This is a genomic window from Prochlorococcus marinus CUG1417 (assembly GCF_017695975.1).
In the GTDB taxonomy this organism is placed as follows: Bacteria; Cyanobacteriota; Cyanobacteriia; order PCC-6307; family Cyanobiaceae; genus Prochlorococcus_A; species Prochlorococcus_A marinus_AG.
The window spans coordinates 24,399-40,939 of the sequence record NZ_JAAORN010000002.1; the positions used below are offsets into that span (position 1 = coordinate 24,399).

The 16,541-nt window shown below is 31.0% G+C and carries 20 protein-coding genes; 10 read left to right on the plus strand and 10 right to left on the minus strand.

Translation table 11 applies throughout. From position 1 onward, the window contains the following. Positions 1-127: 127 nt before the first annotated feature. Positions 128-2,410 carry an esterase-like activity of phytase family protein gene (locus HA140_RS06180; RefSeq protein ID WP_209040275.1) on the plus strand — a complete coding sequence of 761 codons (2,283 nt, stop codon included), beginning with the start codon at positions 128-130 and terminating at the stop codon, positions 2,408-2,410. A 77-nt stretch (positions 2,411-2,487) separates the two neighbouring features. Beyond that, entirely contained in the window at positions 2,488-2,814 is a 327-nt protein-coding gene (locus HA140_RS06185; RefSeq protein WP_079331275.1) for a hypothetical protein, read from the plus strand. A gap of 7 nt (positions 2,815-2,821) precedes the next feature. Here HA140_RS06185 and HA140_RS06190 read toward each other — a convergent pair whose 3' ends face one another. From HA140_RS06190 to HA140_RS06210, 5 genes are all read right to left on the minus strand, one after another. After that, positions 2,822-3,973 (minus strand): sensor histidine kinase, encoded by a 1,152-nt coding sequence (locus HA140_RS06190; RefSeq protein WP_233125831.1) that lies wholly within the window; start codon positions 3,971-3,973, stop codon positions 2,822-2,824. Positions 3,974-3,975: 2 nt separating this feature from the next. Continuing rightward, positions 3,976-4,704 carry a response regulator transcription factor gene (locus HA140_RS06195; protein WP_209040276.1) on the minus strand — a complete coding sequence of 243 codons (729 nt, stop codon included), beginning with the start codon at positions 4,702-4,704 and terminating at the stop codon, positions 3,976-3,978. Between the two features lie 214 nt (positions 4,705-4,918). Continuing rightward, the gene (locus HA140_RS06200) at positions 4,919-5,086 is read right to left on the minus strand and encodes a hypothetical protein (protein ID WP_157806745.1); all 168 of its coding nucleotides are present in this window, start codon (positions 5,084-5,086) and stop codon (positions 4,919-4,921) included. A gap of 97 nt (positions 5,087-5,183) precedes the next feature. Continuing rightward, the gene (locus HA140_RS06205) at positions 5,184-5,609 is read right to left on the minus strand and encodes a hypothetical protein (RefSeq protein ID WP_348534549.1); all 426 of its coding nucleotides are present in this window, start codon (positions 5,607-5,609) and stop codon (positions 5,184-5,186) included. Next, positions 5,593-5,745: a hypothetical protein gene (locus HA140_RS06210; RefSeq protein ID WP_158078493.1), complete on the minus strand. Its 153-nt coding sequence runs from the start codon at positions 5,743-5,745 to the stop codon at positions 5,593-5,595. Before HA140_RS06210 ends, HA140_RS06205 begins: the two co-directional genes overlap by 17 nt. A gap of 220 nt (positions 5,746-5,965) precedes the next feature. Here HA140_RS06210 and HA140_RS06215 point away from each other — a divergent pair, with 220 nt between their 5' ends. Next, positions 5,966-6,220: a poly-A polymerase gene (locus HA140_RS06215; RefSeq protein WP_209040277.1), complete on the plus strand. Its 255-nt coding sequence runs from the start codon at positions 5,966-5,968 to the stop codon at positions 6,218-6,220. A 98-nt stretch (positions 6,221-6,318) separates the two neighbouring features. Here the strand turns inward: HA140_RS06215 and HA140_RS06220 are convergent, their stop codons facing one another. Then, positions 6,319-6,603 carry a TatA/E family twin arginine-targeting protein translocase gene (locus HA140_RS06220; protein ID WP_209040278.1) on the minus strand — a complete coding sequence of 95 codons (285 nt, stop codon included), beginning with the start codon at positions 6,601-6,603 and terminating at the stop codon, positions 6,319-6,321. Positions 6,604-6,634: 31 nt separating this feature from the next. Continuing rightward, positions 6,635-8,443, minus strand: a complete 1,809-nt coding sequence (locus HA140_RS06225; protein WP_025956122.1) for a PhoX family protein — start codon at positions 8,441-8,443, stop codon at positions 6,635-6,637. A gap of 296 nt (positions 8,444-8,739) precedes the next feature. Between HA140_RS06225 and HA140_RS06230 the strand changes: the two genes are divergently transcribed. Further along, positions 8,740-9,351 (plus strand): NAD(P)H-dependent oxidoreductase, encoded by a 612-nt coding sequence (locus HA140_RS06230; protein WP_209040279.1) that lies wholly within the window; start codon positions 8,740-8,742, stop codon positions 9,349-9,351. A 510-nt stretch (positions 9,352-9,861) separates the two neighbouring features. Here the strand turns inward: HA140_RS06230 and HA140_RS09445 are convergent. Together HA140_RS09445 and HA140_RS06235 are read right to left on the minus strand one after the other, a co-directional pair. Continuing rightward, a complete protein-coding gene (locus HA140_RS09445) occupies positions 9,862-9,990 on the minus strand; it encodes a hypothetical protein (protein ID WP_257469732.1) in 129 nt (42 codons plus the stop codon). A 451-nt stretch (positions 9,991-10,441) separates the two neighbouring features. Further along, positions 10,442-10,831, minus strand: coding sequence for a DUF3804 family protein (locus HA140_RS06235; RefSeq protein WP_209040280.1), 390 nt, complete (start codon positions 10,829-10,831; stop codon positions 10,442-10,444). A 432-nt stretch (positions 10,832-11,263) separates the two neighbouring features. Here HA140_RS06235 and HA140_RS06240 point away from each other — a divergent pair, with 432 nt between their 5' ends. After that, positions 11,264-11,527, plus strand: a complete 264-nt coding sequence (locus HA140_RS06240; RefSeq protein WP_209040281.1) for a hypothetical protein — start codon at positions 11,264-11,266, stop codon at positions 11,525-11,527. A 320-nt stretch (positions 11,528-11,847) separates the two neighbouring features. On the opposite strand, the gene HA140_RS06245 is transcribed toward HA140_RS06240, so the two are convergent. After that, a complete protein-coding gene (locus HA140_RS06245; protein ID WP_209040282.1) occupies positions 11,848-11,988 on the minus strand; it encodes a hypothetical protein in 141 nt (46 codons plus the stop codon). 217 nt (positions 11,989-12,205) lie between these two features. Between HA140_RS06245 and HA140_RS06250 the strand changes: the two genes are divergently transcribed. The 5 genes from HA140_RS06250 (at position 12,206) to HA140_RS06270 (ending at position 16,541) form a co-directional block, all read left to right on the plus strand. Continuing rightward, complete coding sequence (locus tag HA140_RS06250; RefSeq protein ID WP_209040283.1) at positions 12,206-12,415, plus strand: high light inducible protein; 210 nt, start codon at positions 12,206-12,208, stop codon at positions 12,413-12,415. After that, the gene (locus tag HA140_RS06255; protein ID WP_209040284.1) at positions 12,415-12,675 is read left to right on the plus strand and encodes a high light inducible protein; all 261 of its coding nucleotides are present in this window, start codon (positions 12,415-12,417) and stop codon (positions 12,673-12,675) included. Before HA140_RS06250 ends, HA140_RS06255 begins: the two co-directional genes overlap by 1 nt. Beyond that, positions 12,676-12,906, plus strand: a complete 231-nt coding sequence (locus HA140_RS06260; protein ID WP_209040285.1) for a M protein — start codon at positions 12,676-12,678, stop codon at positions 12,904-12,906. 756 nt (positions 12,907-13,662) lie between these two features. After that, the gene (locus tag HA140_RS06265) at positions 13,663-14,337 is read left to right on the plus strand and encodes an outer membrane protein (protein ID WP_209040286.1); all 675 of its coding nucleotides are present in this window, start codon (positions 13,663-13,665) and stop codon (positions 14,335-14,337) included. 320 nt (positions 14,338-14,657) lie between these two features. Then, positions 14,658-16,541 carry an acyltransferase family protein gene (locus HA140_RS06270; protein WP_209040287.1) on the plus strand — a complete coding sequence of 628 codons (1,884 nt, stop codon included), beginning with the start codon at positions 14,658-14,660 and terminating at the stop codon, positions 16,539-16,541.

The window sequence follows — 16,541 nt, forward strand, 5'->3', positions numbered from 1 at the left end:
GGACCTCCAAATTAGAAGGTCCTTTTTTTGCTTACCTTTTTTTAAACCTTAAATTGTTCTTAATAAATTAATTTTTTTTTCTTAACTTTTTAAAGGGAATATAAAAGTGTGTCTTCTTACGCACTAAATGAAAAAACCCCTAGCTGCTGCAAGTTTTTCAGCATTACTTGCAATTGTCGCCTCCTCTACAAGTAGCGGATTTGCAAATTGGAATACAAAATATTGGGCAAATGAAAAAAACTTCAACAGAATTTCTTCTTTTAATGTAAGTGATAATTTACCAAAAGGATCAAAATCTACAACCAAAACTTCTTCAGAAGTTGTTACAGCATCAGAAGATGGTAAGACTTTGATGTATACAGATAGCGATCTAGGAGTAGTAGGTTTAGTTGATATCTCAGACCCTGCGAAACCTAAAGCATTGGGAGTTGTTGAACTGGAAGCAGAACCAACTGGAATTGCAGCACTTGGAAACAATGCTTATATAGGTTCGAATACATCTGAAAGTTATACAAATCCTTCAGGAGCATTAGTTCAATATAATTTAGAAACAAGAAAAGCAGTAAAAGAATGTGATTTAGGTGGGCAGCCTGATAGCGTTTTTGTTTCACCAGACGGAACATTTCTAGCTGTCGCTATAGAAAATGAGAGGGATGAAGAATATAAAAATGGATTTATCCCTCAATTAGATGAGGAAGGTAAACAAATTAATCCTCCAGGTTATGTTTCTCTTGTGAAGTTAAACAAAAGAGGAAAAATACAATGCAATTCAATAAAAAAAGTTGATTTATCAGGATTATCTGAAATAGCTCCTAGCGATCCCGAACCAGAATTCGTTGCTATTAATGATCTTGGTGAAACAGTTGTCTCTCTTCAAGAAAACAACCATCTTGCAGTAATTGATAAAGATGGAAATGTAATATCACATTTCTCGGCAGGAGTTGTAAAACAAATGGCAGGAATGGATACAAAGAAAGATGGAGCACATAAATTTAAAAGCAAACTAAAGAATGTAAGAAGAGAACCCGATGGTCTTACTTGGATTGATAATGACCATTTTGCAACAGCAAATGAAGGCGATTACAAGCATATTGATCCAAATCAGGCAAAAAGAGGTGGTTCAAGATCCTGGACTATTTTTAAAAAAGATGGAACAGTAGTTTATGAAGATGCAAATAGACTAGAAAGAGCAATTGCACAAATAGGTCATTTCCAAGATGGGAGAGCAGGTAAAAAGGGAGTAGAACCTGAGTCAGTTACATATTCAAAAATTAATGGAACGCCTTATTTATTTGTTGGTGCTGAACGAGCTGGGATAGTAGCTGTTTACGATATCACAGAACTAAATCAACCTTTGCTTACTCAATTACTTCCATCAGGCATTGGACCAGAGGGATTTGTCGCAATTCCAGAGAGGGGATTAATTGCCTCAGCAAATGAAAAAGACTACAACAAAAAAGAACCTGGTTTATCTTCTCATGTGACTATTTATCAACTACAAGATGCTCCTGCTTCATACCCACATTTAACAAATGAAAATGGCCTTGAATTTGTATCTTGGGGTGCGATAAGTGGAATGGTGGCTGGTGATGACGGTAAAATTTATGCTGTAAATGATGGGACTTTTAAAACTCAGCCAAGAATTTACGTTATTGATCCTTCATCTTCCCCAGCACTATTAGAAAGAGCTATAGATATAAAGCTAGATGGTAAGACCGCATTATTTATGGATCAAGAGGGTATTACTACTGATGGTAATGGTGGATTCTATATTTCTACTGAAGGAATTAAGAAAAAGCTAGATGAACATCCTCCTGCAATCTACCATGTAAGCTCAGATGGTGAAATTTTAGAGAAGATAACTCCACCACCTTCCTATCTTAATTATGCTAAAAACCCTGGTTTTGAAGGTATAACAAGAAATGGGGATATTCTTTATATTGCTCAACAGAAGCCTTGGGGTGATGATGCTTTCAATACTACTAAGATCCTCTCCTATAATTTAAAAACCAAACAATGGGGGGCCGTAAATTATCAATTAGATAGGATCAAAAAAGGCGGCGTTGGCATTTCAGAATTGACTTACCATGACGGGGCACTTTATGTAATCGAAAGAGATAGTTTCTATGGGAAGAAAGCAAAATTGAAAGCTATATATAAAGTAGATTTAGATGATGTTATTTTCGAAGGTCTTCAGACTAATATTCCCCCCATACTTTATCCTTTAGTTGAAAAAGAGTTAGTTACTGATCTAAAACCAGTAATGCAATCTACGGGTGGTTTTATCCTTGAAAAAGTTGAAGGCTTAGCAATAACAAGCGATGGGCAAGCATGGATTTCAACTGACAACGACGGGACTGGAAAGAAATCAACTGGTGAAACTCTTTTCCTAAATATTGGAAAAATTTAGTTAAAACTACTAATGAAAGTCACCTTTTACATAAGGTGGCTTTTTTTGCAGTTCTTATAATTAAAAAAAGTTAAATCATGAAATACCTAATATTTATTATTTTATTCATCGCCCCAGTTAAAGCTGAAACAAAATATTATTGGCAGAGTGTCAGGCATTATTTAAATCGACCCAAACTAATGATAGAAGCATGCAAAGATATGAAAGAAGAAAATGACATTGGAACATCAGCTTTCGAGAGTATGTACATGCCAACATTACCTGATAGGCTTTGGTTAGCTATTGGCAAAAGAGATTCTTATTGGGCAGATGACTCCAAAGAAGGAAGCATTCTTTTTACAAGAGAAGGGGTTTTGAATTTAAAAAAATTTATTGCAGAAAAATCATGTCCTAATATTTTTTAAATTTTCCCTATAAATCTTTATCGAGACATGGAAAGATAGTTTCAAAAATTGCTCCACCATCTTTATGATTAAATGCTTTTATAAAACCTTTATTGTTATTAATTATTTTTTTTGTAATTGAAAGACCTAAACCACTTCCACTTTTCTTGAATTTAGTCCTTGATGGATCACCTCTATAAAAACGAGAAAAAATATCATTAAATTCATTTTCTTCTAATCCAATACCTTTATCCCTAACTCTCATAACAACCGAGCTATCTCTTTTAAAAATTTCAATTTGAATTTCTTCATTAGCTGGGGAATAACGAATAGCATTATCCAAAATATTTATAAAAGCTCTTTTTAAATTTTCAATATCTGCAGATATAAAATATTTTGTTGGTATCAGTAGATTTATTTTTATATCTTTTTTTTCTGCAAGTGGTTTTAAGGTTTGCCAAGATTCCATCACTAAATCTGAAATAGATATTTTTTTATTTTTATTAAAAGCCTCGCTACTTTCTAGCTTAGAAAGTTCTAAAGTTTCTTCAACCATTTTTCTTAATCTTTTAGATTCTTTCTTAAGTCTTTTAACGAGATATCTATCTTTCTTTGATACTACTGATTCCAGTCTTTCGCCTATCAAAATAAGAGATGTAAGAGGTGTTTTCAGTTCATGAGACACATCGTTGATTAATTGATTCTGTCTTTTTTTTATGGATTCAATTGATAATTTACTCTCCAACAATATTAAATAATTTTTTTTCCTTGCTCTAACAATATTTACAGAAATGGGTTCCCCCGAAATAGTGCAATCTAGGCTGATTGGGAAATCTTTTTTTCTTGAATATAAAATCTTATTTCTTAGTACTTCAAGCTCATTAATATCATTAATTGCTTTTCCAATAACATCCTTATATTTAATAAACTTAATGAGAGATAAACCTTTCTGATTGATAAATTTTATTGTTAGATCAGATGACAAAATAATCCATCCTTGAGATGAATAATCTAACCAAGATAAAAGTTGCTGTGGTTTAACTTTATCAAATGGAAAATCAAAAATTTGTTGGTTCTTATTTTTAGTTAATTCAATATTTTTATTATTTTTTGAAAATCCTTTAACCTTGGTTTTCCATTTCTCATAAAAGAAAGTTAATACCTGTTGTAGTGTTTTCATTCTCATCCAAACTTATATCCAAAACCTCTTACAGTTTTCAGAAGTTTTGGCGCTGAGGGATCTTCTTCTAATTTCTCTCTAAGCCATCTAACATGGACATCTACTGTTTTAGTATCACCAATAAAGTCAATTTCCCATATTTTTTCCAGAATTAAATCCCTTGACCATACTCTTTTTGGACTTTGCATAAATAACTCTAATAATTTAAATTCTTTTGGAGATAAAGTTATTTCCCTATCAAAAGAAGTTACTCTGCATTCTTCTAAAAACATTTTTATATGATTAAACTCGATGATAGATTGCGTTTTTTCTATATATTTTTTATTACGTTTAGATCTTCTTATTAATGCTCTTGATCTGGCAATTAATTCATTTAAACCAAAAGGTTTTGTTAAATAATCATCAGCACCAACCTCTAATCCAAGAACCCGGTCTGATTCATTATCTTTGGCACTCAAAATTAATATGGGCGTATAATTTTCTTCATTTCTTATTTTTCTGCATAACTCTAATCCATTTAACCCTGGTAACATTAAATCGAGAATTATAAGGTCAACATCATTTTTAGTATTTTCGCCAATAAAATTTGAAGCACTTAAACCGTCTTTAAAAGTTAAAACTTCAAAACCTTCGCCTTTCAATGATTCACTAACTGTCAGCCTAATACTCTTATCATCCTCTACAAGAAGAATCTTTGAGCCCTGCAAACTTTTATGATCTTTAATAGTCATTTGAAAACCCAACAAATTAATTTTATATAATCAAATTTATTTGATGTAATTATTTCATAATTAATTTACATTGAATTATTATTTTTTTCATTAAATCTTATTCCCTTTTTAATTTTCCCTTAAACCCTTTTATCTAAATTTTTCGTCTCTTTAATCTTCCTCACACATAATTTTAATGAGACAAATTTATTGAATTTAATAATAGATATTAAAACTAATATCCCATCGAAGCATAATAATAATCGTCATCTTCATCTATATTTGTCACTACCCATTCTGGCGGAAAGTCACCAATTTTTACGTATTGATAAAGCTTATCAACATCTGGATCGTAATAAGTATCATTAATTTTTGGATCTTTGATTACTTTGCTTGGATGCATAATAAAAAATATTTCTACTCTTTTTTTATAGATTATTTAGTTTAAAGCAGCTTTAAATCTCATTTAAATATTTTCATTTGATCTAGTTGACCCAAGACTAATTTAACTTGTAATTAGTCATGATTGTTTTAATTACCGATTTTTTCGGATCTTTATTTGGATAACAATTAACAATTTTATATTTACCACCTTTTCTATCTGTCTCAACAAGAGTAAATTGAACAAATTTTTCTTTTTCAACATTTGAAAAATCCTTTACTTCTATTTTGATTATTTCTTCATTTTTACTTTCAATTATTCTGGATTTACCTCCACAAAGACGAACAGCCGTTTCTTTAGTTACATAAAATAATTTTTTTTCATCATTAATGGATGATTTACCTTTCGTAATCGAAATTTCATCTTTTGTAATGGATAATTCTTCTTGGGTAATGGATAATTCATCTTTTGTACTGCAAGAAGTAAGAATAAAAATAAATACAGCCAGTAGCTTTTTCATATTTTTTTTAAATGATAAATTCACTTGTAATTGCTTTTAATTGTTTTTTATTTAGTTGGGTAAGATAGCTATGAATTTCTTTTCTACATAATCTGTCTTCAACTCTTTTACTTTCAAGAATTGAAAATGTAATGAAGTTAATAAGTTGATTTTTGTTCATGTTTATCTTATAGGTCTCTATTGTTAACTTTGAATTAAATTCTTATTAAATAAACTTTGACTATTAGAAAAATATTTAGTTTAGAAATTTAGAAGTTTTTTAAACAAATTTATTTTCTGCTTAATAACTTCTTAATCAAATAATCTTAAATTTTAGAAAGTCTTCTATATTTTTACGCCTTGAATATTGAAGACATTAAATAAAAAAGAATAATAAGATAATGACTTCAAAAAATTCAACTTCACCCAAAAGCTCTAATCAAGAAAAAGAGATAGGGCATATCAAATATTCTTATGAAGAAAGTTTTAAAAGAGAAAATATATCTCTTTTGGATGATTCGGTATTAATCAAAAATTATAATGATTCTCTTAAATCACCTCAATCTAGGAGATTTTACAAAACATTAGATAATGAAGACTATCATGACACAATCATGGTCCAAAATATTTTACCTCTAGATAAAATTTCTATTTGAAATCCTTTCACTTAAGAACTACTTTTTAATATTTTTTACCTACACTCAATAAAAAACATTTTTCTGGGGGGACTAGATCTTAAAAAACTACTTGATTATTAATCATCCTCATCATCCTCATCATCCTCATCATCCTCATCAATACTAGAAGTTATTAAACTCTTTTTTGCAAGGTTTTCAGAACCATCATTTATTACTTCTTCGTCAGTTTCTTTAACTGCCTTCTCAATTTCCTTTTGAAACTCTCCAGAAGCTTGTTGCAAGCTTTTCAATGTTTTTCCAATTGAACGTCCTAGTTCTGGTAGTTTTTTAGGTCCAAATATTAAAAGAGCTAAAACAAAAATTACAGCAATTTCTGGAATTCCAACACCAAATATATTCATGTTTTCAGCCTAATTTTTTTGTTTTTATACATTATCCAATTGCTCTTCCATTATTTCTTGTGATGGCAATAACTGTAGACCTTGGAACGCTATTACCTCCATCAGGGAAATGACAACTATCTGGATTTTTTTCTCCAGGATGTTGTACACCTACAAACATTGTCTTCTTATCCGAACTCCAAGTTATGCCAGTAATTTCACATTCCTTAGGACCAACAAGAAATCTACTAATTTCTCCTGTCCTTGGATTTGCACAAAGCATTTGATTATTTCCCATTCCTGCAAATTTTCCAGAATTACTATATTTACCATCTGTCTGAATCCACAGATTGCCTTTAGAGTCAAAGGCAATCCCATCAGGCGAATTAAACATATTATCTTTGTTTATATTTTCTGAACCTTTGTATAATCCTTCTGCTGTTTCAGGATTTCCAGCCATTACAAAAAGATCCCATTTGAAATCTACTGATGCATGATCTGAATTGCTAGGTGTCCATCTAACTATCTGTCCGTAAGGATTATTTTCTCTTGGATTTACTGCGTTAATTGGTTGATTATCTTTAACTCCTCTATTTTTGTTATTGGTTAAGGCACAGTATGCTTCTACTTTTTTGGGATTAACAGCGACCCACTCAGGTCTATCCATAGTTGTAGCTCCAACTTTAGTAGCTGCGAGTCGTGTAAAAATTGCGATTTCAGGCTCACTCATTCCAGATTCTTTTAAATTTATCCATTTACCTGTTCCATCATCATTAAAAACAGCAACAAATAACTCCCCCTCAGTTAATAAATCGTAGTTAGAAGAAGCACCTTTTTTATATTTTCCTTTGGATACGAACTTATATAGATGCTCACCTCGTTCATCATCTCCCATATAAGCAACAACTTGTCCATTTTTAGAAATAGATACTTCACAATTCTCATGCTTAAACCTACCCATTGCAGTATGTTTCCTTGGCATTGATTGTGGCTTTGAAGGGTCAATTTCAGTTATGTATCCGTGCCTATTAACTTCGTTTGGATTCTTAACTAAATCAAATCTATCTTGATTCATAACCCAGTTGTAACCTTTGTCTTTTGTCTTTAGACCATATCTTGCTTGTTCTGGGGGAATAGAGGCGGATGGATTGGAAGGTGAAGAAAAGTAACCATGAAAATTTTCCTCGCAAGCTAGATAAGTTCCCCATGGAGTTCTGCCGTTCCCACAATTATTAAAAGTACCTTTTGCAACTTTTCCGGTTAGATCCTCATCAGTTTTCATTAAATAGAACCCAGCTGCTGGTCCATCTAAAGCTATTTTGGTATCACCTGTAATTTTTCTGTTGTAAAGTGAATCTTTTTTTATTTTCCATTTTCCTAATTTCTTTTCTATTTCAAAAATAGAAACTCCATGCGAAGCAATTCCTTTGCGTACGTCATCAGATGTTTCTGGTAATCCGCTAGCTCTATTTCCATAAATTATTTTCCTATTGCAATATTCATTATTGACTGCAAGAATTGATTTCCCCTCAATATCAAAGAGGCTCATGCCATCATTATTATCCCCAAAAGACCCTTCCTGAGATTCTCCTGTTCCTCGTGTTATTTGATCAAAATCATCCACTCCGCTCCATAATGGATCACCCCATGATGCAACTTTATGCCAACTAAATCCCTTTGGAAGAGTAATTGTATCTTTACCATTAGCTGGCACAGGATTAAAACTTATACCATTAAAACCACTTAAGAAACTAGTTGCTTTCGCAGGACCAATTGTCGCAGCAATAAATGCTCCAGAGCCTAAAGCAAATGAACCTTGCAAAAATTTTCTTCTTGAAACAACATCATTAAAATCAGCCACAAGATAAAAGTGATAACTAATTTAAAAATTGTTCTCTAGGTTTAAATTGAATATAAGTAAAGTTTAAATTTTGATTAGCATTAGTAAATAAAGATACGTAGCTAAAATTTTTTTTATAATTAATTAACATTCAGATTTTTTTAATTAATTTAATCAAAAATATTTTTAACTTCCACTTAATAAAATTGCCTTATAAGTTAATTAAAAAAAAAACTTTTGTTATTTTTAAATATTTCTTAATTCAATTCAATTAATCTTGTATTGTCTCCAATAATGAATCCTTACTAGGAAACCTCATGAAACTTTTTAATAAGAATGAAATGAGAAAAATTTTATTAATTGATGCACATCCTGATAGCGACAGACTTACCAGTTCTTTAGTAGATGCTTACAAGCGAGGTGCACTTCAAAGTGGATACGACGTAAGAACTATAATCATAAGAGATATGGAATTTAATCCTAATCTTAAGTTTGGTTATAAGAAGCGCATTAATCTAGAACCCGATCTGCTTATGGCTATTGATGAAATTAAAGCATGTGAGCACATGGTTTGGTTTCATCCTGTTTGGTGGGGCAGTTTACCAGCACTTCTAAAAGGATTTATTGATAGAACTTTTCTCCCTTCCATTGTTTTTGATTACAACGAATCGAAGCTTGGCGGGATGGGATGGGATGGATATCTTGAAGGAAAATCAGCGCGTATTATAGCCACTATGGATACCCCAACTTTCTTGTACCATTGGATTTATAATGCCCCTAGCGTGAATCAGTTGAAGAAAGCGACGCTTGGATTCTGTGGAGTAAAGCCTGTAAAGGTAACTGAATTTTCTCCGGTAAAAGGCTCCAAACCAAATACTCGAGATCGATGGATTAAGAAAGTTTTTCAACTAGGACTTAAAGGTAAGTGAGAATAATTAAAGTGAAAAGAGTAGAAAGTAAGTTACAAGATTCAGTAAAAGAATCTTCTATTAGATAAAAAAAGGAAGTGGAGGAGCTTTCTTATTAGTGAAGTAATCACAATTAGGACTAACTCTTTTTAAGTTGTTTTTAAAATATTTTTTAACTTCATAATAAAAGGAGCTTATTTCCCTTATTTTAGATCGACTGTCAATCAATTAATAATTAATTTTTTTATTTAATTTATTTATATTTAACCCAATGAAAAGCATCCAAATAATTGCAAAGACTATTGGTAAGAAAACGATAGCAAGTTTAATCATTTTAAAAATAGTTTTATTTGCTAAAAATAATAACCTTTAAATAAATAACTCAGGATAGGTACTTTATCTAATTAATTAGGTAGTTGATGGGTGGGCGGTGCATGAAACTTTCTTTTCTTTCTCTTTAATCTCTTATAAAAAACAAATACTCCTAAAACTAATAAAGGCATTAATAAACCTTCTATAAACATTGGAAAGTTAATCATATTCTTTATCCCTATCTACAAGCTCTCTCATAAATCTTTTATCTGTTATGTAGTTGTCTACAAGTTCTTGATTGTAACCGTTTTCTCTAATTTCTTTAATGATTTCGTCTAAATTTTCCATAATCGTCAACTCCCATGCGACAGTTTTTAGAGGGAAATAAGCCCAAACAAGCCAGTAATAGAAATATCTAGAGCAAATTAGAGCCTATATACGCATACTTACGAATAAATAAGAAAAAAGCAAGAATTCCCTCCAGAAATTCAAACCACCAGAGAGGTTATTAAATTGACCCGTACTATATAAGAAAGGTTTTATCCATCCAATTTTAGATCGACTGTCAATAAATAAAATTATAGATCGAGGGTATATAAACATCATGCAGACTAGCGACCTAAAGGCAAAATGCTAGAAAGAAAATAGTAATCAGTTAGCCATAAAGTATTTAAATATTTTTTTATTTATTTATCCTTTACTTGTTAATTATTTGGTCAAGGTATTTGGCAAATAATAAAAAACTAACAAACCCAATATTAATTGCTATGCCGTACATATTCTGACTATTAATTACCAGCTAATCCCATAAAGATAAATCTGAATCTCCAGTTGATCTTTGCATCCAATGGATTTTCCAAATCCCATTAATCTTTTTGAAGATAGAAGTCACAGTTGGCAAATCATCATTAGGAGTTCCTTTGTAAGAGAATTTTGCCCCAAGAGTAAAAACACACATTGCTACATCGTCAGAGAGAAATTCAAACTTATGAATTTTTGTAATTTCTGCTTTTTCCTGAACAACATCGCCAGAATTCATCATTTCCTCGAATCCCTTTGCATCTATTGGATTCCCACTAGGCCTGATTAGTAAAAAATCTGGAGTAGAATTTTTTACAAAAAATGAGCCCATATTCTGAGGTGTTGCTAACTCATACAACATCGATTCGATTGTTTCTCTATCTGTCATAAAAAAAAGGGTTTTATCCCTCTAAGTTTAGGTCCACTGTCAATCAATAAATTTATAAATTCAACAATCTAGTGCTCTTAGGGGCACTATGTTGCTTTTGAGAGAGATTTGAGAGAGATTTTGCTTATTCATGCCCAACCTTACTATATCTTTCTACTTTTTTAGACTCATAAATTTACTTTTATTGTCAGTTATTTATCGCCTCACTTATTTATTTAGCCTACTGTCGCAAATTGCCTAACGAGTTCATTGGGAGTACTAGTTCACAGGTTCGAATCCTGTCGCTGCGAATCTTAAAAACTAATTCATACTAGCGAGGAAACCAGCCTCGCTTTTTTAATGCAAAAAGAAGAACACTCTAATTGTGGTCAGACAGTGGGCAAATTTATTGACAGCCTATCTAAAATAAAGGGCAATTATCACCTTTTTTCTATGCCTAATACATTAGTTGTCTCTACCTTTGGTTGTCCTTTTTCTGAATTTGAAATGATGGTAAAAAAAGTCGATAAAGAACAAGGATACGTTTTTTGTTCTGAGCTAGAAATTATCAAAGTAACTGAACATAAAGCAATGATTCTTATGAACTGTTCTGATTTAGAAAAGTTTGGTGCAATGCTTGAACAACCAGAATTAAAGCAATGGGATATTGATAACAACTGTGTAGACACAGTTTATAATCTTGAACTTGTTGAGTAAATAAAAGGATTACTACTCCCACTACTAGCTACTATCGCTTTACCTACTGCTGTTAATACTGAGAGTTACAAATCTGGCTTGGCTAAATTGCAATATAAAAAAATTCCGTTGGGGGAAAATTCTTGAAGATTTATTTTGAGAGGCGATAAGGAGTTGGCATATAGATAGTAAGGTGGCTAATTAAAAATTTTACTTTTAGCCAATTTTTATAATGGAACTTATATAGGTCCACCATCTAATTTTTAAGATTGCTTCGAAGTTAGAGTAAATTCACTAAGACGTTCTGTAATCAAGCGAATATTCGGGCTAAAAAGTTATCTTCACTCCTTAGCAAACTCAAGCTTAAACAAATACTTTTCACCATCATCATTATCATCGTCATCATCATTGAAAGAGGCGATCAAAACATAAACGCCTCCCAGCCCAAGGATCATTGATAAGTAAAGAATAGGATCAGTCATTATTTAATTTTGATCAATCAAAAACAAATCCGGGGAAGCTTTTTCATATCTCCATGATCTTTTAATTATTAACTTCAACTTTAAAAATAAATTACTTACTGTTACGTATCTGTATCAGAATTGCCATAATAGTACTGAATTACACATATTTTTAACCTTTTTCTTTACATTAGTTAATAAGAATGTTACGTTTGTTAACAATTAAATTATTTAACTTATGACTAATTCTTCATACATAACTACAGAATCAGGCGGAAGGCAAAATATTTTCCCAACTGAGCCTCGTCCTTATGTTGATCAATCTGTTTCTTATGATGGATACCCTCAAAACGCAGAAAAAGTTAATGGTCGTTGGGCAATGATTGGTTTAATTGCACTTTTGGGAGCTTATGTAACTACAGGTCAAATAATTCCAGGTATTTTTTAATGTCTCCTCTTTCAGGCTTTTTGGTTGTAATCGTATCCTTAACAGCTACACTCGTTGCTTATCTAACCAAGCAATTTCAAAACGAAAATTTAAACTATCTACCTTCAAATCCAATGAAAAATTCAAACCCTAAAGTAAAAACAATCGAGAAAGAAAAAGTTGTTGCAGAAACTCTTAATGGCAGATTCGCAATGCTTGGATTAATTGCTGCTTTAGGAGCTTACTTAACAACAGGCCAGATAATTCCAGGTTTCGTTTAAATGCTTTTACTCTCTGTACCATTTTACGATTTTCCATCTTCGCCCATACTAATAATTGGCGCGATAGGGATTGTTGTAGCACTAGCTGTATTTTTTCTAGCTTACAAAAAGTACTTTAATTCTCCATTTAACAAAGAACTTCAATTAAAGAAAAAAGCTTTATTGAAGGAGAAAACAGAACTTAACAAAAAACTTGAGAAAATAGAGCAAGATTTAAAAAATTTATCGTGAAATCCATGAACATTGACATTTTCCTAATTTCTTTTTTTACTTATCTCTTAGTACCAGTAGTGATGATCGCTAAAGGGAAAAAAGCAACTAACTAAAAAAGATTTAGGCTCCCAAAAATAAGAATTTAAACTCTATTCAATACTTACAAAGTCGTTATAGAGTCTTCAGATAAGTTTAAGGAGGGTAATCTTATGACCAACCTCGCTATCGAGCTACTGTTCTTGACTTTAGTTTTAGTAAATTTTGGAGCAATCCTTACAGCTAATATCTACTCAAAATCAGTAAAGGAATTTAGACGTAATAGATTATTTTGCAGTAAGTCTTTCAGTAATCCTTATTGCATTATCTGATAAAAATTTGCTTCATTAAGCACTATGTCGTAAGCAGGCGACAAACCGTCAAGGATTTGGATACCTAAGGCTATTTTGTATATCTTAGGCAAATTTTTGAGACTAACAATTTCTTAGGTATTCCAACGAAATTGTCATATCCTTATTCGTTTACTTAGCAGACTTTCTCAAATTGGAGTGCGGGTGCTTTGGTAGAACTAGGTGGCAGGTTCGAATCATTCACCCCGATCAGTTATCGCGTTAAGTCTCAGCTAATAATAAATTACACCAAAAAATCTGTACCCAAAATGCAGCCAAAAGAATAAACTTTTAAAAAATGCGTTCTTAAAATATTAAGTCTGTTCGAATAAGCTCATTTATAAATTCTCACTTAAGAAAATGATGATAACATTAAGAAAAAATTTTAATGAAAAAACTACTGCTTACAACTCCTATATTATTAACTTCTTTATCAGCTCCATTACTAGCAGAAGAATTAAAAAATATTTATTTATCTGTTGGAGGAGGTATAGCCTCCCCAAGTGATGTAGAAGGTGATACTACTCTTGGCGGGACTAAATATGATGCAACCTTTCCTACCGATAATACTGGTTTCTATTCGGCAGCAATAGGAAAAAAATTCAATGATTTCAGGATTGAATTTAACTATTCTCGAGCAGATGTTGAGACTGATTCAATAACACTAACTACTGGAGGGAATGGAGTAACAGCTTCAATCTCGCCAAACTTAGAAGCAGAAGTAAAAAGTTACATGTTTTATGGGTACAAAGACCTCCCAAACGAATCAAAATTCACTCCATATATCGGATTAGGCTTAGGTTCTTCAACTTTTTCTGCAAAAGATCAAACAGCAACAGTTTCTGGAACCAGGTATAGTTTAAAAGGTACTGAAGAGTCTGTATTCTCATATGCTGTAAAAGGCGGTGCTGACTATGAAATATCAGATAATACTTCATTATATTCAGAAGTTACGTATCAAAAATTTGCCTCATACAACGTTACAGATCCTGGTTATGAAACAGTCAATTATGACTCGAATAACTTATTCGCTGTTTCTTTAGGTTTAAAATTTAATTTCTAAATTTTCACCTAAAATACACCTAAAAGTGATAATTTGATTCTGATTTAGTCGATTTTCTAATCAGCAATGCTTGTTATGAGTATAAGTCTCAGTTAAATCTTTGTTTTAGCTAGTGTTTAGGAGCACTAGGTTGCAGGTTCGAATCCTCTCGTCCTGATTCAGTTATAACAGTAAGTCTCAGCTAATAGATTCTCCCTCAAAAAAGCTTTCCTTCGTATTTACGAAAAAAAGTAATTAGTTGAAATAGTATTAAAAATTTTGTAATTATATGAATAATCTGGGTTTATCATATACATTTGAATTTTTAAACAATTTTGCAGATGATTAATAATTATTCCAAAGGAAAATATAAGTCAGAACTAGATGGTTTGAGAGCAATTGCATTGATAGCGGTTATCGCAAATCACTTTAATGAAAAATTTTTAGAAAGTGGTTTCTTGGGAGTGGATATGTTTTTTGTTATTTCTGGTTATGTTATTTCTTATTCAACAGAAACAAAGATAAACAATCTTATAAATATTCCTAGCTTTTTCATTGATTTTTATTGGCGAAGAATTATTCGTTTAATACCAGCCTTAATTTTATATGTATTTACTATTAGTATTTTATTATCGTTATTTAATCCTGCACCCGATAGATTCATCTTTTCTGGGATAACATCCCTTTTCGGAGTATCAAACTTATATTTTTTAAATCAATCCACTGATTATTTTGCAAGCAATGTTGAATTTAATCCATTTCTTCAAACATGGTCGCTAGGGGTTGAACAACAGTTTTATATTTTTTTCCCTTTTATAATTTTATTTTCAGGTTATTTAAAAAAAACAAAAAATGCTCGTAAAAATTTATTATCATTTAACTTAATCTTATTTTCAATCTCATTTTTTCTTTATCTTTACTTAAGTAATAATAATCAAAGTGCTTCGTACTTTTTGATGCCCGCTCGATTTTGGGAAATTTCAGCGGGATCAATACTCTTCATAAACTCGCAAAGAAATAAAAATTTTTTTAGAAATTTTGATAAAATTCCCTCTTTATTAATAATCTCTCTTATCGTTATTACCTTTAAATTTTCAACTAATTATATTGTCATATCAACAGTAATTATTGTATTTTTGACCACTACTCTCATTAATTGTTTAGAAGAAGGTGATATTGCTTATAAACTACTTTCTCTAAAAGTACTAAAATTTGTTGGAAAAACTTCCTATTCATTTTATCTTTGGCATTGGGGAGTACTGACTATAAGCAAATGGACTATAGGAATTTTTTGGTGGACTATACCTCTACAGATCATCTTAATTTTAATAATTGGAATTGCTTCTAATAAATTAATTGAGGATCCAATAAGAAAAAGTGATTTCTTTAAAAAAGGGTTTAAATCATTTTTAATTGTTTTTTCATCAGTAATAATAACTATTTTAATTTTAATTACCGGAATCTATACTTCATTTAAAAAAATATTGTACAGAGGAAGTGAAACTGATTTTGGCACCTTTAATTATCCCAAAGAAGGCTACTATAAGAATAAAAAAAATTCATCAGGCAATAAATTAATTGTAATTGGAGATAGTTTTGCAGGGCATTTATTAACTCTATTTAAGGAACTTTCAGATGAATATAATTATAGTTTGTACCTTCATACTAATAGGAATGGTTTTAAGAAAGATTTAAGTAAAGAGGGTAATTATAAATACCTTTATTATTCATTAAAAGATTATTCTTCAAGTTTAAAAAATAATGATATTTTGATTATTAATTTAGGGCAGATAGATGAATTAAAATTAAAATCAAAGCAACAGGATCTTCTTAATCTGACAAATCTTATTGATGATTTAAATATAAAAACAGTATTTATTGGTCCAACTCCAAGATTTAGAGAGGGCTTGTATACAATTTGTTCTGAGGAATGGTTTAGACCATATTTTTCTATAAGAAAAGAATGTTCACCCACACCTAGAGTAAAGATCAAAGATGATTTGCTTTTCTATAGCACTTTCTTGAAAAATCTATCTAGCAAAAGCACTAATATATATTTTTTTAAAGCTTTTTCTATACTTTGCCCAGATCAAGTTAAATACTGTCCCTTAAAAAATGAACTAGGACATATCTATTATGATGAACATCATTTAACGACTAATGGGTCTTTGTTATTAAAGGATGAATTAATAAACTTTTTAATTATGAATAAAATACTAAAATAA

Excerpts from the sequence above, each read along its gene's own strand:
- HA140_RS06235 (WP_209040280.1), bottom strand. The coding sequence starts at position 10,831 with ATGACAGATAGAGAAACAATCGAATCGATGTTGTATGAGTTAGCAACA.
- HA140_RS06220 (WP_209040278.1), bottom strand. The coding sequence starts at position 6,603 with ATGAATATATTTGGTGTTGGAATTCCAGAAATTGCTGTAATTTTTGTT.
- HA140_RS06240 (WP_209040281.1), top strand. The coding sequence starts at position 11,264 with ATGCCTAATACATTAGTTGTCTCTACCTTTGGTTGTCCTTTTTCTGAA.
- HA140_RS06180 (WP_209040275.1), top strand. The coding sequence starts at position 128 with ATGAAAAAACCCCTAGCTGCTGCAAGTTTTTCAGCATTACTTGCAATT.
- HA140_RS09445 (WP_257469732.1), bottom strand. The coding sequence starts at position 9,990 with ATGGAAAATTTAGACGAAATCATTAAAGAAATTAGAGAAAACGGTTAC.
- HA140_RS06265 (WP_209040286.1), top strand. The coding sequence starts at position 13,663 with ATGAAAAAACTACTGCTTACAACTCCTATATTATTAACTTCTTTATCA.
- HA140_RS06195 (WP_209040276.1), bottom strand. The coding sequence starts at position 4,704 with ATGACTATTAAAGATCATAAAAGTTTGCAGGGCTCAAAGATTCTTCTT.
- HA140_RS06245 (WP_209040282.1), bottom strand. The coding sequence starts at position 11,988 with ATGACTGATCCTATTCTTTACTTATCAATGATCCTTGGGCTGGGAGGC.
- HA140_RS06230 (WP_209040279.1), top strand. The coding sequence starts at position 8,740 with ATGAAACTTTTTAATAAGAATGAAATGAGAAAAATTTTATTAATTGAT.
- HA140_RS06255 (WP_209040284.1), top strand. The coding sequence starts at position 12,415 with ATGTCTCCTCTTTCAGGCTTTTTGGTTGTAATCGTATCCTTAACAGCT.
- HA140_RS06190 (WP_233125831.1), bottom strand. The coding sequence starts at position 3,973 with ATGAAAACACTACAACAGGTATTAACTTTCTTTTATGAGAAATGGAAA.
- HA140_RS06200 (WP_157806745.1), bottom strand. The coding sequence starts at position 5,086 with ATGCATCCAAGCAAAGTAATCAAAGATCCAAAAATTAATGATACTTAT.
- HA140_RS06250 (WP_209040283.1), top strand. The coding sequence starts at position 12,206 with ATGACTAATTCTTCATACATAACTACAGAATCAGGCGGAAGGCAAAAT.
- HA140_RS06185 (WP_079331275.1), top strand. The coding sequence starts at position 2,488 with ATGAAATACCTAATATTTATTATTTTATTCATCGCCCCAGTTAAAGCT.
- HA140_RS06260 (WP_209040285.1), top strand. The coding sequence starts at position 12,676 with ATGCTTTTACTCTCTGTACCATTTTACGATTTTCCATCTTCGCCCATA.
- HA140_RS06270 (WP_209040287.1), top strand. The coding sequence starts at position 14,658 with ATGATTAATAATTATTCCAAAGGAAAATATAAGTCAGAACTAGATGGT.
- HA140_RS06215 (WP_209040277.1), top strand. The coding sequence starts at position 5,966 with ATGACTTCAAAAAATTCAACTTCACCCAAAAGCTCTAATCAAGAAAAA.
- HA140_RS06210 (WP_158078493.1), bottom strand. The coding sequence starts at position 5,745 with ATGAACAAAAATCAACTTATTAACTTCATTACATTTTCAATTCTTGAA.